Here is a 22455-nt window from a genome sequence, read left to right as displayed (position 1 = left end):
CAGTAACGGGATTGCAAAGGGCCCCCGCCCTTTGCCCGCCGGAGGCACCATTCTCACTCGCCTGCGTCTTCTTCCTTCTGATCCCAGACCTTCGCCAAATCCATCCCTTCCTCAAATCCCAATTCGATGAAATCCTCAGGGAGAGGCGCCACGGCATGGATCGGCGGCTTGCCCTCGCGCAGGACGGTCAGCTCGACCGCGTGAAGCATCGTGCGCGCCGCGCCCGTGCCGTCGCCATAGATCGGATCGCCCACCAGCGCCGAGCCGAGGCCCTTTTGCGCATGGACGCGGATCTGGTGGGTGCGGCCCGTTTCGGGGCGGAATTCGACCAGCGTCATCCCGTCCACCTCGGCGATCTTACGCCAATGGGTGACGGCGGGCTTGCCCTCGTGCGAGGCGACGATGCGCCACCCGCCATATTTGCTGGAGGTTTTGAGCAGGTTGAGCGAAATCGTGCCCGATTCCTTGCGCACCGGCCCGTTGACCACGCCAAGGTAGCGCTTGGACACCACGCGCGCCTCAAACGCGGCGCAGAATCGTTTGTGCGCCTTGGGATTGCGCGCCAGCAGCAGGCAGCCGGACGTATCCTGATCCAACCGATGCACAGGCAAAGGTTCGCGCGCAAAGCCAAGGCGCAGATCGGGAAGGAAATCTTCCAGAGCCACGCCGCCCTTGCGCGGACGGTCGAGGGGGAGGCCCGCGGGCTTGTTGACGATCAGCGCTTCGCCGTCTTCAAACAGGATGGGAATGTTCATGCCCACCCCATAGATCATTTGAGGGCCGAAGCAATCCGGGCGAAGGCCTGCGTCAGCTTGGCCTCATCGGCAGCAAAGGAGATGCGGAAACCGGCAAAGCCGCAATGCGCCCCGCCAAAGGCGCTGGCCGCGACAATCGCCACGCCGTTTTCCAGCAGATGCATGGCCAGCGCCTCATCATCGCCAAAGCGGGGCATCAGGGGCGCAGCGTCGATCATGCAGTAAAACGCGCCATCGGGGATGGGGGTGGACAGGCCGGGAATCGCATTGATTGCCTCGACGCACAGATCGCGCCGCGCCCGGAATTTCTCGCGCCAGTCGAGCAGGAATTCCTGCGGCCCTTCAAACGCGGCCACCGCGCCCGCCTGCGAGATCGAGCAGGCATTGCCCGACACATGGCTCTGGAGCCGCCCCATCGCGCCGATCAGCCATTCCGGCCCCGCCGCCACGCCGATGCGCAAGCCTGTCATCGCATGGCTCTTCGACACGCCCGAAACGGTCAGCACGCGGTTCGCCAGATCGGGGCATTCCACCGCCAGCGTGGCGTGAACCGCGTCCTTATAGCGCAGCGGTGCGTAAATATCGTCGCTCAGCACCAGCACTTGAGGATGGCGGCGCAGCACCTCGCCCAAGGCCTGCAAATCGGCGGCGCTGTAGGTCGCGCCCGTCGGATTGCCGGGGCTGTTGAGCAGCAGCCAGCGCGTCCGGGGTGTGATCGCAGCGGCCAGAGCATCGGCCGAAAGCCGGAAACCATCGGCCGCATAGGTCGCCACCGGCACGACGCTGGCACCTGAAAAGCGCACGATTTCGGGATAGGACACCCACCATGGCGCGGGGATCAGCACGTCATCGCCCGGATTGAGCGTGGCCATCAGCGCAAGAAAGATCGACTGCTTCCCGCCCGAGGACACCAGCACCTGCGAAGGCGCGACCTTGAGGCCCAGATCGCGCTCATAATGCAGCGCCGAGGCGCGCCGCAGCGCCGCCGTTCCGGCCACCGCCGTATAGCGCGTGTCACCCGCATCCAGCGCATCCTTCATCGCGGCCACCACATGGGGCGGGGTGGGGAAATCCGGCTCGCCCACCGAGAGCGAGATGATGTCGCGGCCTTCCTCGCGCAGCGCGATGGCGCGGTCGGTCATGGCGTTGGTGCGCGAGGGCTGGATGCGCGAGAGGGCCTGGGAGATGTTCATGGAAAGCGCGTTAAGCGCAAAGGCGCGGTGCCATCAAGCGCAAAGCTGCGCCCGCATCAAGCCGCGCAGGCCGTTGCCGATAAAGAATCCGTCCTCCAGATCCTCCAGCCTCAGTTCCGCCTCGCGCGCGCGCCCTTCCTCGATCAGCGTCCGGCGCAAAACCCCCGGCAACAGGCCCAGCGCCAGCGGCGGCGTCAGCAAGACCCCATCGCGCTCGACAAAGACGCTGGTGAAGCACCCTTCCGTCACCAACCCGTCATCGCGGACAAAGATCGCCTCTTTCGCGCCCTCGGCCCGCGCCGCGCGCAGGCCCGCGTCATAAAACCAGCGGTCCGATGTCTTGTGCCGCAGCCGCCAGTCGCCCGTATCCACCGGGATCGGCAGTGCGATCACCGGCACCGGCCCGGCCGCGTCCAAAGGTGCGGGCAAAGGCCCGACCTCGACACTGACCGCCCCGCTGCGCCCCAGCACGAGGCGCAGGCGCGAGGGTTTTTCCACCTCGAAACACAGCGCATGGATGGCATTGCGCGCGCCATGGCGGTCAAAGGAAAAGCCCAGCAGCCCGGCGCTTTCCTTCATCCGCTCCAGATGCGCCTCCAGCAGGGGAATGCCTGCTTCGGGATCAAAGGCCATGGTCTCGATCAGATCGAAGGCCGCAATCCGCTTGTCCGGCGCTGGCTGATGCACGAAACCCCCTTTGACCAGACATTCCCGCCATTCGTCGATGGCATGCGAATCCGCCACCACCGCCGACCCCACGCCCAGCACGGCTTTTCCGTCCGGGGCCAAGCGCAAAGAGCGGATTGCCACATTGAATGCCGCGCATCCAGTGGAATTACCGGGCGTTGGCGGGTCGATATGGCCCAATGATCCGCAATAGATCCCGCGCGGATCGCGTTCATAGGCATGGATCAGTTCCATCGCGCGGATTTTCGGCGCGCCCGTCACCGATCCGCAGGGAAACAGCGCGCGGATCACATCGACCAATGAGCGCCCTTCCTCAAGTCGCGCGGTGACGGTCGAAACCATCTGATGCACGGTGGGATAGGATTCGATGGCAAAGGGCGCATCGACCCGCACGCTGCCCGCATCGCTGACGCGGGCGATGTCATTGCGCATCAGATCAAGGATCATCAGGTTTTCCGAGCGATCCTTGATGCTTTCGACCAGTTCGCGCGCCAATGCCGCATCGGCCTGCGGCGTGGCGCCGCGCGGGCGGGTGCCTTTCATCGGCTTGGCGCGCAAATCCCGCCCCTGCGCCTCGAAAAACAATTCGGGCGAGAGGCTGAGCAGCCAGTATTGGCCGTCGAACAGGATGCCGCCATGGCCGCCCCCGCCGCTGGCGCGCAATTGGGCATAGAGCGCCAGCGGATCGCCCGCCCATGGCCCGGCCAGCGGAAAGGTGAAATTGGCCTGATAGATGTCGCCCGCGCGGATCGCCTCGGCAATATGGTCAAAGGCGGCGGCATAGGCCCCCGGCCCGATCGCGGGCACCATCGGCCCGATGCGCGGGGCCGGATCTTGTGCGGCATGCGCGGCCAGCCATGCGCCCACCTGTGCGCCCGCCATATCCTGCCAGCCATCAAAAGCCCCCATCCACACCAGCGGCCCGTCGGCCCCGCTGCGCGCCGCGGCCAGAGGGGCAAGGCGCGGTTCGAGCGCCAATCCCGCCTCATAGCCGATATGGCCCGCACAGGCGTAACCCTGCGCGATTCTCGCCTCGATCCGCGCCAGCGCCGGGGCCACCTCGTCGGGCCGCCGCGCGATGATGATCTCGCGCGGGTCGGTATAGAGCCGGGCGCGCCCCTCGTCTCCGGCACGCGCATCGTCGAGCAGGACAAAGGGCGCGTTATGGCGCCGGGTGTTTCTTGTGGAATCTCCCATGATGGGCGGCTTCTAGCGATGTCGCGCCAAGGTTGCAAAATCCCTTTATGCCGTGGGCATGTGTGTTGCGCTTTGCATGCAGAAAGCGATAGAAATGGCCAAACATCGCATTATATTGCGTTAAATGGAGGGGGTGGCCCGTTCGGCCCGGCCGATTGGCGGGCCATCTGAACGGGGCTGGGTCCGCCCCTTGGGGGAGAGCGATCATGCGTCATCATCGGCTTTTTGGCACTGTGCTTTGCGCCGCGATGATGGCCCCGCATGGGGTATGGGCCGCCCCCCATTCTGCGGCGCGCCCGGTTGCCCACCATCCCGCACCCGCCGCGCCCGCGCCGGCGGCGCCCGCCCCTGTGGCCGCGCCCGCTGCCCCGGCCCAGCCTTTGCCGCCTCCACCCCCCGCCCCGCGCGGGCGGTTGGATGGCGCGGTGACACCCGCTTTCTACCGCCTCGACCTCTCCGTCGATCCGGCCAAGGAGCGCTTTTCCGGCCATGTCGAGATTGACGCGCTGCTCCATGGGGCGTCGCATTATGTCTATCTGCATGGGCGCGACCTTAACGTCACGCGGGTTTCGGCCAACGTCAACGGGCGCAAATTTACCGGCCATTGGAAACAGGTGGACGACACCGGCGTCGCCCTGCTGACGTTTGACGAGGAATTGCCCGCGGGGCAGGCCACTTTCGCCTTTGACTATGACGCCGCGTTTCAGGACGGGCCGCAGGGCATGTTCCGCGTGAAAGTGGGCGATGCGTGGTATAGCTGGACCCAGTTTGAATCGATCGACGCGCGCGCCGCTTTCCCCTCCTTTGACCAGCCGGGCTATAAGCAGCCCTTCACCGTCACGCTGCGCACGCCCAAGGGCATGACGGCGGTGTCCAACGCGCCTGAAACCGATACGGTCGATGACGGCGCGCAGACCATCCACCGCTTTGCCCAGACCGCGCCGCTGCCCTCCTATCTGGTGGCGATGATGGTGGGGCCTTTTGCCGTGGCCAAGGGCGAGGTGGCGCCCACGCCCCAGCGCGATAAGCCTTTGCCCCTGCGCATCATTTCGACCCAGCAGAACAAGGACAAGCTCGCCTTCGCGCTGGAGAACAGCAAGAGCATCGTTGCCCATCTGGAAAACTATTTCGGCACCGCTTTCCCCTATCCCAAGCTGGACCAGATCACCGCGCCCGTCATGCCCGGCGCGATGGAGAATGCCGGGGCCGACCTCTATCAGGACAATCTGCTGATCCTGGACGATGCGGCCACCACGGCGCAAAAGCGCGCCTTCGGCATGGTGGTCGCGCATGAATTGGCGCATCAATGGTTCGGCGATCTTGTGACGCCCGCGTGGTGGGATGACATCTGGCTCAACGAGAGCTTTGCCAACTGGATGGGCTATCGCATCGGCAACGAGTGGCGGGGCGATCTCAACATCGGCGCTGGCGCGCTGGAGGAAGGCTTTGCCGCGATGGGCACCGATGCCCTGCTGGCGGGGCGGCCGATCCATCAAAAGATCGACACCAACGCCCAGATCGACGCGGCCTTCGATTCGATCACCTATGGCAAGGGCGGCCATGTGGTGGCGATGATCGCGGCCTTTATGGGCGATGATGCGTTCAAGGCGGGCGTGCGCGACTATATGGCCGCGCATCGCTATGGCAATGCCACCAGCGCCGACTTCTTCGCCTCGCTGGCCAAGGCTTCGGGCGATCCGCGCATCCTGCCCGCGATGCAGAGCTTTACCGACCAGCAGGGCATTCCCCTGCTGACCTTCAGCGGCGGCAAGGGCGAATATTACGCGGTGCAGAGCCGCTATGCCCGGTTGGGCACGCAGGCCCCGCCCCAGAAATGGTCGATCCCCTTTTGCGTGCGCGTTGAAAAGATCCGCCAGTGCCAGTTGCTGGACGGCGAGGCGGCGATCATCAGCATTATCGTCAATGGCGCGATGATTCCCAATGCGGGCGGGACCGGCTATTACCGCTTCGACATGCCGCAGGCCGATTGGGAACGCCTGCTGGCGATTTCGGCGGGCCTGCCCGGCGGCGAGGCGCTGGCCGTGGCCGACAGCCTGTGGGCCAGTTTTCAGGCCGGGCGGGCGCGGCCCGCATTGCTGCTGCAAATGGCGCGGACCATGGTGAACAACCCCGATTCCTATGCCGGCGCGGCGGCCACCGGATGGATGCAGACGCTTGAGCGCGCCGGTTTCTATGACGCCCCGGCCGAGGCGGCCTATCGCGCCTTCTTCACGCGGCTCTATGCGCCGATGCTGGCCAAGGCGGGGTTCAATCCGGCGCTGGGGGCCTATGCGGGCGAGGATGCGGAAAGTTCGCAGCGCCGCGCCCAACTGGTGCGCAAAATGGCGGGCGTGGCGCGCGATCCCGCGCTGCTCTCCACGCTGGCGCAGGCGACGGGCGCGTGGATGGGGGGCAACAAGGCGGCGCTCGATCCGGCGTGGTATGGCGTGGGGCTTGCCGCATGGCTGGAGGCGCAGGGCGACCGGATGGCGGCGGCCAAATCCCTGTTCGAACAGGCGCTGGCCTCGCAGGACCCGCTGTTCCGCCCCTCCGCGCTGTCGGTTCTGGGCGCATCGGGCAAGGCCGACATCGCGCAATGGCTGCTCGATGATGCCAAGGACAAGCGCCTGCGCCTGTCCGAGCGGGTGCAACTGGTGATGGGCGTGGCGGTCAACACCAAGACGCGCGACATGGGCTATGACTGGCTGCGCGCCCATGCCGATGAATTGCTCTCGGGCAGCTCGGGGATCTTCCTCGCATCGCGCCTGCCGCAGGTGTTCGGCACTTTCTGCTCGGTGGAAAAATCCGCGGCGATCCAAAGGGATTTCGGCGCCCGGCTCGCGGGCAAGACCGGCGAGCTGGAACTGGCCCGCGTCATCGAGCAGGTCCGCAGCTGCGGCGTGTTGAAGGATGCGCGCGCCGCCGAGGTTTCCACCGCGATGGTGCGCGCCAAATAATCAGCCCGGAAGCGGCAGCCAGAGCGTTGCCATCAGCCCGGTGACAGCGCCCTGCGCATCGGTCTGGTTATGCAGCGTCAGCCGCCCGCCATGCTGGTCCGCAATCGCTCGGGCCAGCGTCAGGCCCAGCCCCGCACCCCCGGTGGCCGTGTTGCGCGAAGGCTCGCCGCGGGTGAAGGGCTCGAACATCTTCTCAATGTCGCCGCCGATGCCCTTGCCATGGTCGACCACGCGGATCACCGCCCAGCCGCGCCCCTCTGCCTCCTCGCGCACCATCGTCACCTGCGCGCTGCCCGCATAGCGCAGCGCATTGCCGATCAGATTGCGCAAGGCCCGGCGCAGCCATGTCGCCCGCGCAGGCATGACCAGACGCGGCGCATGGTCAAATTCCACATCCTCGCCCATATCCTCATATTCCTCGACGATCGAGGCAACGAGGGCGCCCAGTTCGGTCGATTCCACCGGATCGCTGGGGCGGCCCACACGGGCCAGCGAGAGAATGTCGTCCAATGAGCGGGTGATGTCCTCGATGGTTTTGGCCATCTTGTCGCGCTCGGCATCATCCTCCACGCTTTCGATCCGCACGCGCAGCGCGGCCAGCGGCGTTTTCAGATCATGCCCGATCGCGCCCAGCATCACGTCCTTTTCATTGATCAGCGAGGTGATGCGCATTTCCATCGCATTATGCGCCTCGATCAGATGGCGCACATCGGCGGGGCCTTGCGGTTCAAGCTGATCGGTGGATTCGCGGGTGCGGGCGAATTGATCGACCCGGCTGGTCAGCGCCGCCAGAGGTCGCGCGATCCGTCGCAGGATCAGCGCAATCGCGCCCACCAGCACGGCATAGATGAACAGGGTCTGGGCAATCAGCGTGGCCAGCAGCCACGGATCGCGCGCGGGCACGGAGGAGCGCACCACCATCCAGTCGCCGCCGGTCTGCGCCTGCGCGGCGGCCACCAGCACATGTTTGGGCTTGGGCGGGGCATGGTCGCCCATCATCGCATAGCGGCGATCGACGCGCTTTTTCCAATAGGGATCGTCGGCAAGGTCGCGTTCGACCACCAGCAGATGCAGCGGTTTCAAATCCTGCGAGGTAAGCAGTTCATTAAGGCGCTGGGTGATTTCGGGCTTGGCCTCGTCGCCGGGATTGGGGCGGAAGTTGGCCACGCGCACCGGGCGCGGCCCGCGCGGCATATCGTCCGGCCCGCGTCCGACCATCATGGGCGGGCCGACATGGCGATGAAGGCCGCGTTCGGGCGGGCCGGGTGGCGGAGGGGGCGGCCCGCCTTCGGGGGCGTCCGCCTCGTCACGGTGGCGCAGCGCGATGGCTGCGCGCATGGCCAGCTCCTGCGTCACCTGTTGTTCGCGATATTCGGCCTGCGCCTTATAGAGCAGGATCGCGCTGATCGTCTGGGCCAGCAACAGCGCGCCCGCCAGCGCCAGCATGACCTGTCCGGTCAGGCTGCCCGGTAAAAGTCGGGGCGGCAGAAACCGGCCGGGTTTCCAACCTGTCATGCGTCCACCGTGGGCACCCGGCGCACATCGGCGGCCAGCATATAGCCGCCGCCCCAAACAGTCTGGATCAACTGCGGATTGCGGCTGTCCACCTCGATCTTGCGGCGCAGGCGGCTGACCTGATTGTCGACCGCGCGGTCGAACAGATGGGCCTCGCGCCCCTGCACCATGTCGAGCAGGCGGTCGCGGTCCAGCACCTGTCGGGGATGTTCGAGGAAAGCCATCAGCAGGCGGAATTCCACCGAGGAAATCGCCACGATCGCGCCATCGGGCGCAATCAGCCGCCGCTTGAGCGGATCGAGCCGCCAGCCATCGAATTGAAAATCTTCATTGGCCTGCAGTTCGGGCAGCGCCCCGCGATGGGTGCGGCGCATCACGCTGCGGATGCGGGCGACCAGCTCGCGCGGCTCGAAAGGCTTGACGACATAATCGTCGGCGCCGATCTCCAGCCCGACGATCCGGTCGGTCGCCTCGCCGCGCGCGGTCAGGAAAATGGTGGGTATCGCACGCGCCTCGGTCAGATGGCGGCACAGCGACAGCCCGTCCTCGCCCGGCATCATGATGTCGAGCAGCACCAGATCGGGCACATCATGGGCAATGATGCTGCGCGCCTCGGCCGCGCTGGCCGCTTGCCGGACCGCAAACCCCTGACGCTCCAGATAGGAGGCCAGAGGTTCGCGCAGATCCGGCTCGTCATCGACCAGCAGGAGGCGCAGCGGGGTATTGTCGCTGTCGCTGTTCACTTCACCTTACCTTACAGTCCCGCGCAAGGCGGGAGACCTTATTGCCCCGCAGGCGGCGGCATGTCATGGCCGCCATGCTGACGCATTCCGCCCGGACCCATTCCGCCCTGACCCATTCCGCCCTGACCACGCCGTCCGCCCATGTTCGGGCCCATATGAGCCTTCATCGCGGCGCGGCGTTCCTCGGGCGTGACCTTGCCATCGTGATTGGCGTCCGCGCTGTCAAACATCTTGAGCGCGGCACCGACAAAAGCGTCCTTGGTCACGGTGCCGGTGTGATTGGGATCGGCCTGGCGCATCAGGCCCATCATCATGCCGCGGCCCATGCGATGATGTCCGCGCGGGCCTTTCATGCCGGGGCCGCCCGGACCCATGTTGCCCGGACCCATGCCGCCACGATCCATCGCGCCTTCCGGCCCGCCCGGAGGCGGCGGGGGCATGTCATGATCGCCGCCCATGGCGCCCATGCGATGCTTCATCCCTTCGCGCATCCGGTCATGGGCGGCTTCAAATTCCTGACGGCTCAACTGGCCGTCATGGTTGGTGTCCATGGCGTCGAAATGCTTGGCCTCGCGCGCCTCGCGATCGGCCTTGTCCAGCTTGCCGTCATGGTTGATGTCCATCATGTCGAACATCTTTTCGGCATGGGCCTTGGCCTCGGCGCGGGTCATGTCCTTCATCGGGGGCATGGCGCGGGGGGGCATGTCGGGCCGCATGGCGTGGGGGCCGGCAGGCGGCGTGGCGGGGGCGGCTGCCGGGGCTTGGGCATGGGCAACCGAAACCGCCATAAGAGCCATGGCGGAAAGCCCGATAGAAAGTTTCCTCATCCTAGCGATCCTTACAGTGAACTCTTCTTGGGGGGCAAAAGAGAGTTGGATGAAAGCCGCAACCGTTACCCATGCCTTGAAGGGGGAGGGGAGAGGCTGGGGCGGCTGCAGCTTTCATGTTTCTTTTATGCCCCGACTGTCGCGCCATTATGCCGGATGCGCGCCTTTTTGTCGCCAATTGTCGCGCCTGTCCTGCCCATTGCCTGTCACGTTTCGCGCGCGCGGCCCTGCGTGTTCCACCCTGCGGTGATGAACAGCACCCGCGCCGAGGCCGCCACATTGGCCGTATGCCACACCCCGCGCGGATTGATCGCACATTCCCCGGCGCCCAGCGCGATCTCTTGCCGCACCCCTTGCGCGTCCTCCTGAATCAGCGTGATTTCGCCGTCCAGACAGATCACCACTTCCTCGCCCTCGGGATGCATTTCCCATGAATCCCAATCCTGCGTGAATGTGTACAGGCTGACCAGCCGCCCCTGCGCCCCATCGGCGGCATGGCGCGCGATATAGGGGCCGTACCAGTCCATGCCGGTAAATTCCGGTTCCGCGCAGGCCGTGCCACCAAGGCCGAGGTGGACCGGATGGGTGGCCAGATTATGCGCCATGGCCTTCTTCCAATTCGGAGGCAAAGACGAAGGCGTTGAGCTTGTTGCCGTCGCGGTCGCGGAAATAGGCGGCATAAAATCCGGGAAACCGCTCGCCCGGCGCGCCCTCGCACGAACCGCCCAATTCCAGCGCCAGCGCGTGGATACGGTCCACCTGATCGCGGTCCTTGGCCTCCAGCGCGACCATCACGCCATTGCCGACGCTGGCGGGTTGTCCGTCAAAGGGCAGGGTGATGCCGATTCCCGCCGCGCCGCCCGGCACGCCCCACGAGATATAGCGCGCATCGCCGCCCATGCGGCCCACGCCCATTTCGGCGGCGATGGCGTCATAAAACTCCGCCGCGCGGTTCAAATCCTGCGTGCCCAGTGTGACATAGCCGATCATCATTGCTCTCCTGATGGCGCTCTGAGGTGGCCCGAGTCGCCTTCTGTGGAACAATATGGGAACGAGCCCGCCCCCGCAAGCATCACCCCAGCGGGGCGCATTGCTCCTTCAGCCATTCCAGCGCCTCGCCCGACAATTGCGGAGCGATGATGCTTTCCACCCGCGCGTGATAGGCGTTCCACCATGCCACCTCGTCGCGGGTCAGCAGGCGGTCATCGACCAGCGCCCGCTCGATCGGCACATGGGTCAGCGTTTCAAAGCCGAAATACGCGCCTTCCGCGCCCTCGATGGCGCGTTCCTCGACCAGCACGAGATTTTCGATGCGGATGCCATAGGCGCCCGTCTTGTAATAGCCCGGCTCGTTCGACAGGAACATGCCCGCCAGCAATTCCTGCCCGGTGCCCGCCTGTCCGCCGCTGGATTTGGCGATGCGCTGCGGCCCTTCGTGGACGGACAGGAAGCTGCCCACGCCATGCCCGGTGCCATGGGCGTAATCCAGCCCCGCCGCCCAGAGATATTGCCGCGCCAGCGTGTCGAGCTGAGATCCATTGGTGCCCGCCGGAAAGACGGCGCGGGCAATGGCGATATGGCCCTTCAAGACGCGGGTGAAACGGTCGCGCACCTCGTCCGGGGCCGCGCCGGGGCCGATCCATACCGTGCGGGTGATGTCGGTGGTGCCATCGGGATATTGCCCGCCCGAATCGACCAGATAGACGCTGGAAGGATCGATGGCCCGGTTGGTTTCCTCGCTGACCCGGTAGTGGACGATGGCCCCGTTCGGCCCGGCGCCGCTGATCGTGTCGAATGAGAGGTCGCGCAGGTCGCCGCATTCCCGCCGGAACTGGTGCAGCGCCTCGGCCGCGCTCATTTCCGTCGCGGCGCCCTTGGGGCCTTCGACCGACAGCCAGTGGAGGAAGCGCGTCACCGCCGCGCCGTCGCGGGCCTGCGCGGCGCGGTGTCCGGCCTGTTCGATGGGGTTCTTGATCGCCTTGGGCAGGACGCAGGGGTCGCGCTCCTCGATGATCTGGGCGCCCGACAAGGCCTCGAAGATCGCCGCCACGCTGCGTTCGGGGTCAACCACCACCTTCTTGCCCGACAGAGCGGTCAGCGCGGGGACAAAATCCTCACGCGGCAGGATGCGCACCGCATTGCCCAGATGGGCGCGCAGTTCGGGCGTCACCTTTTCGGGCGCGATAAACAGATCGGCCGTGCCATCGGCATGGGCCACCACAAAGGAAAGCGCCACCGGCGTGCGCGACACATCCGTGCCCCGCATATTCAGCAGCCATGCCACCGAATCGAGCGCGGCAATCACCGCCGCATCGGCCCCGCGCGCGCCCAGCCATTCGGCCACTTCGGCGCGCTTGGCCTCCGAAGGCACGCCCGCCAGCGCGGTGGGATGGGGCAGGGCGGGGGCGAGGCTGCGCGTCGGCTGATCGGCCCACACCGCATCCACCGGATTGCGATCCACCGCCACCAGCGTCGCGCCGCGCGGCTCCAGCGCCTTTTCCACGGCCCGCGCCCATGGGCGGCCATGCAGCCAGGCGTCATAGCCGATCCGCGCCCCCTGCGGCGCATGGGCGCCAAGCCATGCGGCAGGGCTGTTGGCGGGCACGTTCTGATATTCATACAGCGCGCCATCGACCTGATCGCGCACCTGCAAAGTATAGCGTCCATCGACAAAGATCGCGGCCCTGTCGCGTAAAACCACCGCCGTCCCCGCCGACCCGCCAAAGCCGGTCAGCCATTCCAGCCGCTGGGCATAGGCACCCACATATTCGCTCATATGCTCATCGGAAATCGGGATGACAAAACCGTCCAGCCCCTGTGCGGCCAGTTCGGCGCGCAGGGCGGCAAGGCGTTCAGTGTGGATATTGTTCGGCATTGGGACGCGCTTTCCTTCGATTCCCTCGCCAAGGTCGCTTGCCGCGAGGGGTTTGCCAACATAGATGCAAGCTATGAGCAATTCCAGCCAGCCTCGCCCCCCGATTGCCGCCAAACAGGCGCACAGTTTCACCCACCACGGCATCACCGTCACCGACGATTATGCATGGCTGCGCGATGCCGATTATCCAGAGGTGAAGGATGAGGCGGTGCTGGCGCATTTGAACGCGGAAAATGCTTGGTTCGAAAGCCGGATGGCCGGGCAGAAGGACCGCATTGACGCCCTGTTCACCGAAATGCGCGCCCGCATCAAGGAAGCCGACAAGAGCGTTCCCCAGAAGGACGGCGATTACCTCTATTGGATCGAATATGAGGAAGGCGCAGAATATAAAAAGTGGTGGCGCAGGCCCGTGGCCGGGGGCGATGACGAATTGCTGCTCGACGAAGTGGCATTGGCGGCGGGCAAGGAATATTTCCGCCTCGGCGCGATTTCGCTCTCGGCCGATGGCAAATTGCTGGCTTGGAGTGTGGATGACAATGGGTCCGAGCGCTTCACAGCCCGGATCAAGGTGGTGGCCACCGGCGAGATGCTGCCCGATGTGATCGAAGGGACGCTCTCCTCGCTGGTCTGGGTCGCGGGCGACAAGGGACTGGTTTACAGTCTCGCCAATGAGAACTGGCGCACCGACAATGCCCGGCTGCACTGGCTGGGCCGCCCGGTGTCCGAGGATGTCGAACTCTATCACGAGGATGACGACGGCTTCCGCGTCGGCTCCTCGCTCTCGGCCAATGAGCAATGGCTGATCATTTCGACCAGCGATCATGAGACGTCCGAAGTCCGCCTGATCCCGGCGAACGATCCGCTGGCCGCGCCGATTCTGGTGCGCGAGCGGGTCGAAGGGGTCGAATATGATGTCGATGAGCGCGACGGGGTGCTCTACATCCATGCCAACGATACGCATGAAAACTTCCGTCTGGCCACCGCGCCTTTGGCCGATCCGGGCAACTGGACCAGTCTGATCGAGGGCAGCGATGAGTTTTACCTGACCGGATTTGACCTGTTCCGCGATTTCTATGTGATTGAGGGACGGGTGCGCGGTTTGGACCGCATCGAATTGCGTTATTATGACGACCCGGCGCGGATCGAGCCGATTGAATTTCCTGAGGATTCCTATGAGGCCGGATTGGCCGACAATCCCGAATGGGCGGTGGACCGCCTGCGTGTCAGCTACGAAAGCATGGTCAGCCCGGCCAGCGTCTATGATTATCATCTGGCCGACAAGAGCCTCGAGCTGCTGAAGGTTCAGGAGATCCCCAGCGGTTACGATGCATCCTTGTATGAGACGAAGCGGCTGGAGATTGCTGCGCGCGACGGGACGCTGGTGCCGGTCAGCATCCTCTTTCGCAAGGATCGGGTGGGCGCCGGCCCGCTGCATCTCTATGGTTATGGCGCCTATGGCATCGCGATCAGCCCCGGCTTTTCCACCACGCGGCTTTCGCTGGTGGATCGTGGTTTTGCCTATGCCATCGCGCATATCCGCGGCGGCGACGACATGGGCCGCGCGTGGTACAAGGGGGGCAAGCGTGAGGCGCGCGAAAACACCTTCAACGATTTTGTCGATGTGGCGCGCGGGCTTTGCGACCTTGGCTATACCGCGCCGGGCCGGATTAGCATTTCGGGCGGATCGGCGGGCGGCGAGCTGATGGGCGCGGTCATCAATTCCGACCCGGCCCTGTGGGGCGCGGTGGTGGCCCATGTGCCCTTCGTCGATGTGCTGAGCACCATGCTGGACGAGAGCCTGCCCCTGACGCCGGGCGAATGGCCCGAATGGGGCAACCCCATCGAGGACAAGGCCGCCTTTCAACTGATCCGCTCCTACTCGCCCTATGATCAGGTGAAGGCGCAGGATTACCCGCCGCTGATGGTGACAGCGGGGTTGAACGATCCGCGCGTGACCTATTGGGAGCCGGCGAAATGGGTGGCTCGGCTGCGGGAATTGAAAACCGACAGCAACGAGCTGATCCTGAAAACCAATATGGGCGCGGGGCATGGCGGGAAATCGGGGCGGTTTGAATCGCTGACTGAAACGGCGGAGGAATTTGCGTTTATCCTCTGGCAGTTGGGGGTTGTGGGGTAAGATTTTGCCTCCGGCGGGTTAAGGGCGAGGGCCCTTAACAATCCCGATATTGTCCAGGTCGGGCGTGGGGGCGCCCGAAGCGCAACGTTGCCGCGCCGCAGGCTTTATAAACCGCTTCGCGGAAAGGAGTTTGTTGGCGGATTTTGGCGCCACCCCAGCAATGGGATTGCAAAGGGTCGAGACCCTTTGCCCACCGGAGGCCCACTTCCTTCTACCGAAAACCCCTTGCCTTCCGGATGCCTGTCCCCAAACTCCTCCCATGCCCAACCGTTATACCCACACCTTCACCGCAGGCCCCGATGACATCGACATCATGGGCCATGTCAACAATGCCGTCTGGGTGCAGTGGATGGAGGCCGTGGCCACCGCGCACTGGATGCAGGACGCTGCGCCCGAGCATGTCGAGCGCTATGTCTGGGTCGTCACGCGGCACGAGATCGACTATCGCGGCAATATTGCCGAAGGGCAGAGCGTGACCGCCGAGAGCTTTATCCCCGAAGGCCCGACAGGCGCGCGCTTTGACCGGCGGATCGATTTCCGCAACGATGCGGGTAAGGTGATCGTTTCTGCGCGCAGCACATGGGCGATGCTGGACAAGGAAACGCTGCGTTTGACGCGGGTGTCGGGGGAGATTGCCGAAGCGTTTGCACCGGAAGGTGGGTGGCCGGGATGAGAGGTTTTGCCTCCGGCGGGCAAAGGGATTCATCCCTTTGCAATCCCGTTAATGGGGTGGCGCATGATCGGCGGATAATGCTTATCCGCGAAGCCGCTTATTAAAGCCTGCGGCGCTGAACCGTTGCGCTTCGGGGGATGTTCTGCCCGGCCTCTACAGTCTGGGGATTGTTAAGGGTCAAGACCCTTAACCCGCCGGAGGCACCTTCAAACCTCTAACTCAGTCGCGCATCGCCAGCTTGGTGCCGTCCAGACGGTCGGCCTTGTTGGCATAGATGAAGCCATAGGTGGGCGAGGAGCGCAGGCCCAGCTTGCCGATGGGGGCGTAGAACACGCGCACTTCCGACCAATCGCCGTTGGGCGAAACGTCTTCGGCCATGGCGCTGCGCTCGATCATGCCGGGGCGCGACCAGTTGGCGTGGTTGAGCAGGACGTGGCGTTCGTCGATCACCTTGGAAACCATGGCGACATGGCCCGCGCGCATCGAGTGGGTGGCGCGGAAGGCAAGGACGGCGCCGGCCTTGGGTGCGGTGCCGCGGTCATAGCGGCCCTCGGCCTGATCCCACCAGCCAGCGGCGCGGCCCGAAAGGGCGATGCCGGAAACCTCGCGGGCATAGGGGGCGCACTGCAGCACTTGCGCCGAGGCCGGAACCGAGATGAAAGCGGCGAAAATCAGGGCGATAGCGGCGCGGATCAGCTTTGCGTTGAGAAAGGAAACCCGGACCACTGAAAACCCCTTTGGCGCTTGTTGGCGTCGATGGCCTAGGTGTAGCCAGAGGATTGCAATCCGGAAATATCCGGAGCCTGCGCCCCACCGTGGCTTAACAACGGTTCATCGGCTTTCGCATCCGCAGCATGGGGATAAGTGGAGGGCGGAAAGGATTCCGCTCCCCGGTCAATGGCTGGATCAGAGCGGATTCCCGTCCTTGTCGCGATAGACTTCGCGGCGGCCCACATGGTTGGCCGGGCCGACAAGGCCGTCATTCTCCATCCGCTCGATCCATTTGGCGGCGGTGTTATAGCCCACGCCCATCTGGCGCTGGAGCCACGAGGTCGAGGCTTTCTGGCTCTCGAAGACGATATGGCAGGCCTGACGGTATTTGCGCTCTTCGGGATTGTCGCTGGCCGTCGCGTCCAGATCGTCAAAGCCGAAGCTGCCCTCTTCGGGTTCCTCGGTGACCGAATCGACGTAATTGGGCTTGCCCTGCGCGCGCCAGTGGTCGGCGACATGCTCGACCTCTTCGTCCGAGACAAAAGGCCCGTGGACACGCACAATCGGCCCCGATGAAGGCTTGAACAGCATGTCGCCCTTGCCCAGCAATTGCTCGGCCCCCTGTTCGCCAAGGATGGTGCGCGAATCGATGCGGCTGGTCACGGCAAAGGAAATGCGCGTGGGCAGATTGGCCTTGATAACGCCGGTGATGACATCGACTGACGGGCGCTGCGTCGCCATGATCAGATGGATGCCCGCCGCGCGCGATTTCTGCGCCAGACGCTGGATCAGCACTTCGATCTCCTTGCCCACCGTCACCATCAGGTCGGCCAATTCATCGACGATCACCACGATCAGCGGCAGCACCTCGTAATCAAGCTGCTTGTCCTCGTACAATTCCTCGCCGGTTTCCGGGTCAAAGCCGACGGAAATCCGCCGCCCCAAGGGCTTGCCCTTGGCGGCATTGCTGCGCACCTTTTCGTTGAAATTGACGATGTTGCGCACGTTGATCTCGCTCATCTGGCGATAGCGGCGCTCCATTTCCTCCACCGCCCATTTCAGCGCGCGCACTGCTTTCGCAGGCTCTGTCACAACCGGGGACAGCAGATGCGGAATGTCCTCATAGGACTTCAATTCCAGCACCTTGGGATCGACCAGGATCATCCGGCATTGCGCAGGCGTCAGGCGATAGAGCAGCGAGAGCAGGATACAGTTCAGTCCCACCGACTTGCCCGACCCGGTCGTGCCCGCCACCAGCAGATGGGGCATGGTGGCCAGATCGGCGATGATCGGTTCGCCCGCAATGTCCTTGCCCAGGATCATGGGCAGCAGGCCCTTGGCCCCGACGAATTTCTCGCTGGCGATCAATTCCTTGAAGCTGACCATCTGGCGGTCGGCATTGGGCAGCTCGATGGCCATGACGGTGCGCCCCGGCACGGGCGAGACGCGGGCCGAAATGGCGCTCATGTTGCGGGCGATATCATCGGCCAGACCCACCACGCGCGCGGCCTTGATGCCGGCTGCCGGTTCCAGTTCGTACATCGTGACGACCGGCCCGGTGCGCACGCCGGTGATCTCACCCTTGACGTTGAAATCGTCCAGCACGGTTTCCAGAAGCTTGGCGTTGCGCTCCAGCGCCAGCTTGTCCACCTTGGGCGCGGAATTGGGCGGCGGATCGGCCAGAATGTCGAGGCCCGGCAATTCGCAGGTGCCGAACAGATCGCCCTGCTTGGCCAGACTGCCCATTTCGGCGGGCTTGGCCTTGGTGGCCGGGTCGCTGATCTGCGGCGCCTTGCGCGGGCCGCTGGCGGGGGCGTCTGGGGTAAAGGGCAGGTCTTCGGCTTCCGCCTCGGCCTCGACCATTGCGGGTCTGGGCTGGCGCTTTTCGCGGCGGGCGGGGGCGGGGGCCTCCTCGCCCTCGGCATGTCTGCGCCGGAAATGCAGCGGCATGGTCAACACCCAGCCCCAGTCGATGGCAAACACCCGCGTGATGGCCGCGATCCCGCCGACAAAGGCCAGCACGCCCAGCACGCCCGTCGCCCAGCCCTGCGCCGCCGGGGGCAGCAGTTCGGCCAGCGACCGGATCATCGCCGCGCCCAGCAGCCCCATGATGCCCCCCGGCGAGGCGGGCAGACTGCCCGGATGCTCGCCAAAGCCCAGCGAGAGCGCGCTGGCCAGCAGCCCCATGCCCAGCACCAGCACGGCGGTGGGCCGCAGCCAATATTGCTGGTGCAGCGGCACGGCCTCCTCCTCGCCCTCTTCCTCGGCCTCGGCCACCAGCCAGAGCTGGCGCGCAAAGATCAGCAGCAGCGGCACCGCCAGCCCCGCCATCGGCCCGAACATCAACAGCGCCCCATCGGCCACAAAGGCCCCAGGCCGCCCCAGCCAGTTGAGCACCGCCCCGCCCGAGGCCGTCGAGGCCGAAGGGTCGGTCTGATGATAGGTGAGCAAGGCCACCGCCAGCAGCACCGCGCCCAGCCCCAACAGGCCCGCGCCCAGCAATTCGGCGCTGCGCAGCACGCTGCGCCGCAGGATCAGGCGCCATGATGCGCCGCTGTGCTTGATGGGCCGTGTGGCCATGGGATGCTCGTTTCAACAAAGGGATGGAAATTGCCGGTATAATGCGCCGCAGGAGGAGTCCGCGTCAAGAATTGCGGCATCAATGCATGGGGGAAAGCCCGTCGATCGCGGCCCAGCGCGGCCATTTCAGCGCCCGCGCCCGCGCCCGGTTCATCCCGCCAAGGGCGATCACCGGCACAGGACTGCGTGCGGCGATCAGGCGGAAACGCACCGCGCCCAAGACGCGCCCGCCCGGATGGCTGCGCGTGGGAAAGACCGGCGAGAGCAGCACGCCCGCCGCGCCTTTGGCTCGCCCCAGTTCGCGCAGGGAATGCGCCGTGGCCAAAGCCTGCCTTGCGCCATAGGCCCCATCCGCCCCCCAGCGCCGCGCCATCGCAGCATCGCCCGCCAGCACCACCGCCATCCCGCGCCCCCGCGCGATCCGCGCCAGCGCGCGAAACCGCGTCCGCCTTTCGGCCGGGGGCAGGTGATAGTGGCGATAGATCAGCCCGCTGCCCGGCGGCATCGCGCGGATCGCGCGCTCGAGCACGGCATCATTGCGTGCGTCCGAAATCAGCCAGAGTTTGGGCAGGGACAAAAGGGAAAGGGGCTGGCGCGGGGGCATCATCGCGCTATAGCACCGCGCCATGATGGAACCAGAATCTTCGCTTGGGGCTGTGCGCGAAAAGATCGCCGCCGCCGCCCGCATCGCCCGCCGCAAGGACAGCGACATCACGCTGATCGCCATTTCCAAGACCAAGCCGGTTGCGGAGATCGAGCCCCTGATCGCGCAGGGCCAGCGCGTTTTCGGCGAAAACCGGGTGCAGGAAGCGCAGGCCAAATGGCCCGAACTGAAGGCGCGCTATCCCGACATCGAATTGCATCTGGTGGGCCAGTTGCAATCGAACAAGGCCGAGGATGCGGTCGCATTGTTCGACGCGATCCATTCGGTTGACCGCCCAAGTCTGGTGACGGCGCTGGCCAAGGCGATGGACAAGCTTGGCCGCCGCATCCCCTGCTTCGTTCAGGTCAACATCGGTGCCGAGGAGCAGAAGGGGGGCTGCGCGGTGGCCGATCTGCCCGCGCTCTTGGCACAGGTGCGTGAGGCGGGCCTGCCGCTGGCCGGGCTGATGTGTGTGCCGCCCGCCGATATTGAGGCGGCGCCCTTCTTTGCCCTGCTGGCCAAGCTGGCGGCGGACAATGGCCTGTCGGGCCTGTCGATGGGGATGAGCGGCGATTTTGAAACCGCGATCACGCTGGGCGCGACCCATATCCGCGTCGGCTCGGCCTTGTTTGGGGCAAGGGATTAAGCGATGCGCGGGCTGATCGTTACCGGCACCGACACGGGCATTGGCAAGAGCGTTCTGGCCGCCGGATTGGTGGGCCGCCTTGGGGCGCGATACTGGAAGCCGGTGCAATCGGGGCTGGAGGAGGAGACCGACAGCGAGTGCATCGCCCGGCTCGTTCCTGGCGCGGTGATCCATCCCGAGGCCTATCGTCTGATCACGCCCGCCAGCCCGCATTGGGCCGCGCGCCTTGATGGGGTGGAGATTGACCCGGCGCGCCTGACCCTGCCCGAAGGCGATGGGCCGCTGGTGGTCGAGGGCGCGGGCGGGGCGCTGGTGCCTTTGACGCAGACGCGGCTCTATGCCGATCAGTTTGCCGATTGGGGCCTGCCCGTGGTGGTGGCCGCGCGCACTGGTTTGGGAACGATCAACCATACTTTGCTGACGGTCGAGGCGCTGCGCGCGCGGAGCTGCGCGATATTCGGACTGGCATTTATCGGTGATGCGGGGGCGGCGGAGGAGGAGAGCATGCGCTTCCTTTGCGCTCATACCGGCCTGCGCCGTCTGGGCCATCTGCCGCGCCTTGCCTCGGTGGCGCCCGAAACGCTGAGCGCCGCTATGGCGGAGTTTGACCTGTGACGCGCTCGCCCATCTGGCATCCCTTTACCCAGCATGGCCTGCGCGAACCCATTCCCCTGATCGCGCGGGCAGAGGGCGCGAGTCTGTTTACCGCCGAGGGCGACCGCATCGTCGATGCGATTTCCAGCTGGTGGGTGACGACGCATGGCCATGCCTATCCGCCCATTGCCCGCGCGATTGCCGAGCAGGCGGGCAAGCTGGATCAGTTGATCTTTGCCGGATGGACGCATCAGCCCGCGCAGGATGTCGCGCAAGGTCTGGTGGGCATCACCGGCCTGCCCTATGCGTTCTTTTCCGATTCCGGCTCCACCTGCGTCGAGGTCGCGCTGAAAATGGCGCTGGGTCATTGGCGCCATCTGGGGCAGGGGCAGCGCCAGCGCATCGCCGTGATGCAGCATTCCTATCACGGCGACACAATCGGCGCGATGAGCATCGGCGAGCGCGGCGTTTACAATGCCGCCTATGAGCCTTTGCTCTTTGCCGTCGACACCGTGCCCTTTCCCCATGCCGGGGCTGAGCAGGCGACCTATGATGCGCTGGACGCCTTTTGCGCGGGCGACGATGCGGCGGCCTTCATTGTCGAGCCTCTGGTGCTGGGCGCTGGGGGCATGCTGTTCTATCCGCCCGCGGTTCTGGCCGAGATGGCGCGGATTTGCGCGGCCCATGGTGTGCTCTTCATCGCGGACGAGGTGATGACCGGATGGGGCCGCACCGGCACGATGCTGGCCTGTGATCAGGCCGGGGTGAAGCCCGATATACTGTGTCTGGCCAAGGGGATCACCGGGGGGGCGCTGCCTCTGGCGGTGACGATGGCGTCCGAGGCGATCTACGAATCGCATTACGCGCCCGACCGGGCCAAGACCTTTTTCCACTCCAGTTCCTATACGGCCAATGCGATTGCCTGCGCGGCGGCGGTGGCCAACCTTGGCGTGTGGCGCGACGAACCGGTGCAGAGCCGCATCGACACGCTGGCCGAAGGCCAAGCGGCGGGGGCGGCGATGCTGGCGAATGTGGCGGGGGTGGAGAATGTCCGCCAATGCGGCACGATCCTGGCGCTCGATTATCGTGTGCCGCAGGGGGGCTATCTCTCAGGCCTGCAACCGCGTCTGCTGGCCTTTTTCCGCGAACGGGGCCTGCTGATCCGGCCTCTGGGCAACACCGCCTATCTGATGCCGCCCTATTCGATCACGCCGGAGGATCTGACCGCCTGCCATCAGGCGCTGGCCGAGGCGGTTGAGCTTCTAGCGTAGCATTTCGGCGCGGCGCAGATCCTTGGGCCGCCCGAAACTTTGCAGGATCGCGCGCATTTCCTCGCGAGACGGCGTGTAAAGCACCGTCTCGCCCAGATGATGCGCGATGCGGCTGGTCGGGGCCACATTCTGCCATTGCCCATCGTGATTCAGGGCAAAACCCGCCATGAATTCCACCGGCAATTCGGGCGCATCCCACCGGGCATAGATGGCAGAGCGGAACCGGCTGTCCACCCCGCCCGGCGCGGCATTCAGGCCCAGCGCGGGCAGGATGCGCGCCGCATCATCAGGTGAGAGCAGGATATCGAGATCGGCCACCGTGACCGAGCCCGCGCTGAGCAGCGCGACCGCGCCGCTGCCGATGATCCACCAGGGATCGCGCGCATCGGCCATCGCGCCCGCCACGGCGCGCAAGCTACGTTCCAGTGGCGGGGCGAGGGGATGCATCAGG

At 65.4% G+C, this 22455-nt stretch carries 19 protein-coding genes; 6 read left to right on the top strand and 13 right to left on the bottom strand.

Annotation, left to right across the window (positions count from 1 at the left end):
- Positions 1–53 precede the first annotated feature (53 nt).
- Genes PQ457_RS14970 through pabB form a run of 3 tightly spaced genes read right to left on the bottom strand, consistent with a single transcriptional unit; the run spans position 54 to position 3832 of the window.
- Positions 54–755 carry an RluA family pseudouridine synthase gene (locus tag PQ457_RS14970; RefSeq protein ID WP_273617581.1) on the bottom strand — a complete coding sequence of 234 codons (702 nt, stop codon included), beginning with the start codon at positions 753–755 and terminating at the stop codon, positions 54–56.
- Positions 756–769: 14 nt separating this feature from the next.
- Positions 770–1948 (bottom strand): pyridoxal phosphate-dependent aminotransferase, encoded by a 1179-nt coding sequence (locus PQ457_RS14965; protein WP_273617580.1) that lies wholly within the window; start codon positions 1946–1948, stop codon positions 770–772.
- Positions 1949–1981: 33 nt separating this feature from the next.
- Positions 1982–3832, bottom strand: a complete 1851-nt coding sequence (gene pabB, locus PQ457_RS14960; protein ID WP_273617579.1) for an aminodeoxychorismate synthase component I — start codon at positions 3830–3832, stop codon at positions 1982–1984.
- Between the two features lie 206 nt (positions 3833–4038).
- Here pabB and PQ457_RS14955 point away from each other — a divergent pair, with 206 nt between their 5' ends.
- Positions 4039–6789: a M1 family metallopeptidase gene (locus PQ457_RS14955; protein ID WP_273617578.1), complete on the top strand. Its 2751-nt coding sequence runs from the start codon at positions 4039–4041 to the stop codon at positions 6787–6789.
- Here the strand turns inward: PQ457_RS14955 and PQ457_RS14950 are convergent, their stop codons facing one another.
- From PQ457_RS14950 to PQ457_RS14925, 6 genes are all read right to left on the bottom strand, one after another.
- Positions 6790–8304 carry a sensor histidine kinase gene (locus tag PQ457_RS14950; protein WP_273617577.1) on the bottom strand — a complete coding sequence of 505 codons (1515 nt, stop codon included), beginning with the start codon at positions 8302–8304 and terminating at the stop codon, positions 6790–6792.
- Positions 8301–9047, bottom strand: coding sequence for a response regulator (locus tag PQ457_RS14945; RefSeq protein ID WP_273617576.1), 747 nt, complete (start codon positions 9045–9047; stop codon positions 8301–8303). Before PQ457_RS14945 ends, PQ457_RS14950 begins: the two co-directional genes overlap by 4 nt.
- A 38-nt stretch (positions 9048–9085) precedes the next feature.
- Positions 9086–9874 (bottom strand): EF-hand domain-containing protein, encoded by a 789-nt coding sequence (locus PQ457_RS14940; protein ID WP_273617575.1) that lies wholly within the window; start codon positions 9872–9874, stop codon positions 9086–9088.
- Positions 9875–10080: 206 nt separating this feature from the next.
- Entirely contained in the window at positions 10081–10479 is a 399-nt protein-coding gene (locus tag PQ457_RS14935; protein WP_273617574.1) for a cupin domain-containing protein, read from the bottom strand.
- Positions 10469–10864, bottom strand: coding sequence for a VOC family protein (locus tag PQ457_RS14930; protein WP_273619347.1), 396 nt, complete (start codon positions 10862–10864; stop codon positions 10469–10471). The genes PQ457_RS14935 and PQ457_RS14930 overlap by 11 nt, the downstream gene beginning before the upstream one ends.
- Positions 10865–10946: 82 nt before the next feature.
- A complete protein-coding gene (locus PQ457_RS14925; protein ID WP_273617573.1) occupies positions 10947–12749 on the bottom strand; it encodes an aminopeptidase P family protein in 1803 nt (600 codons plus the stop codon).
- A 73-nt stretch (positions 12750–12822) separates the two neighbouring features.
- Here PQ457_RS14925 and PQ457_RS14920 point away from each other — a divergent pair, with 73 nt between their 5' ends.
- Together PQ457_RS14920 and PQ457_RS14915 are read left to right on the top strand one after the other, a co-directional pair.
- Positions 12823–14886 carry a S9 family peptidase gene (locus PQ457_RS14920; RefSeq protein ID WP_273617572.1) on the top strand — a complete coding sequence of 688 codons (2064 nt, stop codon included), beginning with the start codon at positions 12823–12825 and terminating at the stop codon, positions 14884–14886.
- 259 nt (positions 14887–15145) lie between these two features.
- Positions 15146–15559: an acyl-CoA thioesterase gene (locus PQ457_RS14915; RefSeq protein WP_273617571.1), complete on the top strand. Its 414-nt coding sequence runs from the start codon at positions 15146–15148 to the stop codon at positions 15557–15559.
- A 219-nt stretch (positions 15560–15778) separates the two neighbouring features.
- On the opposite strand, the gene PQ457_RS14910 is transcribed toward PQ457_RS14915, so the two are convergent.
- The 3 genes from PQ457_RS14910 to PQ457_RS14900 form a co-directional block, all read right to left on the bottom strand.
- A complete protein-coding gene (locus PQ457_RS14910) occupies positions 15779–16285 on the bottom strand; it encodes a CHAP domain-containing protein (RefSeq protein ID WP_420540944.1) in 507 nt (168 codons plus the stop codon).
- Positions 16286–16465: 180 nt separating this feature from the next.
- The gene (locus PQ457_RS14905; RefSeq protein WP_273617570.1) at positions 16466–18850 is read right to left on the bottom strand and encodes an FtsK/SpoIIIE family DNA translocase; all 2385 of its coding nucleotides are present in this window, start codon (positions 18848–18850) and stop codon (positions 16466–16468) included.
- A gap of 79 nt (positions 18851–18929) precedes the next feature.
- Positions 18930–19478: a thiamine phosphate synthase gene (locus PQ457_RS14900; RefSeq protein ID WP_273617569.1), complete on the bottom strand. Its 549-nt coding sequence runs from the start codon at positions 19476–19478 to the stop codon at positions 18930–18932.
- On the opposite strand from PQ457_RS14900, the gene PQ457_RS14895 reads away from it, so the two are divergent.
- From PQ457_RS14895 to PQ457_RS14885, 3 genes are read left to right on the top strand one after another with little or no spacing between them, the layout of a single operon-like run.
- Complete coding sequence (locus PQ457_RS14895) at positions 19477–20139, top strand: YggS family pyridoxal phosphate-dependent enzyme (protein WP_273617568.1); 663 nt, start codon at positions 19477–19479, stop codon at positions 20137–20139. The genes PQ457_RS14900 and PQ457_RS14895 overlap by 2 nt on opposite strands.
- 3 nt (positions 20140–20142) lie before the next feature.
- A complete protein-coding gene (gene bioD, locus PQ457_RS14890) occupies positions 20143–20754 on the top strand; it encodes a dethiobiotin synthase (RefSeq protein ID WP_273617567.1) in 612 nt (203 codons plus the stop codon).
- Positions 20751–22004 (top strand): adenosylmethionine--8-amino-7-oxononanoate transaminase, encoded by a 1254-nt coding sequence (locus tag PQ457_RS14885; RefSeq protein ID WP_273617566.1) that lies wholly within the window; start codon positions 20751–20753, stop codon positions 22002–22004. The genes bioD and PQ457_RS14885 overlap by 4 nt, the downstream gene beginning before the upstream one ends.
- Here PQ457_RS14885 and PQ457_RS14880 read toward each other — a convergent pair.
- Complete coding sequence (locus tag PQ457_RS14880; protein ID WP_273617565.1) at positions 21996–22451, bottom strand: hypothetical protein; 456 nt, start codon at positions 22449–22451, stop codon at positions 21996–21998. The two genes, PQ457_RS14885 and PQ457_RS14880, sit on opposite strands and share 9 nt — an antisense overlap.
- Between the last annotated feature and the right edge of the window lie 4 nt (positions 22452–22455).

This window comes from Novosphingobium humi (assembly GCF_028607105.1).
Taxonomy (GTDB): Bacteria; Pseudomonadota; Alphaproteobacteria; order Sphingomonadales; family Sphingomonadaceae; genus Novosphingobium; species Novosphingobium humi.
The sequence above is the reverse complement of the archived record's forward strand: the minus strand, read 5'-3'. Positions and strand labels throughout refer to the sequence as shown.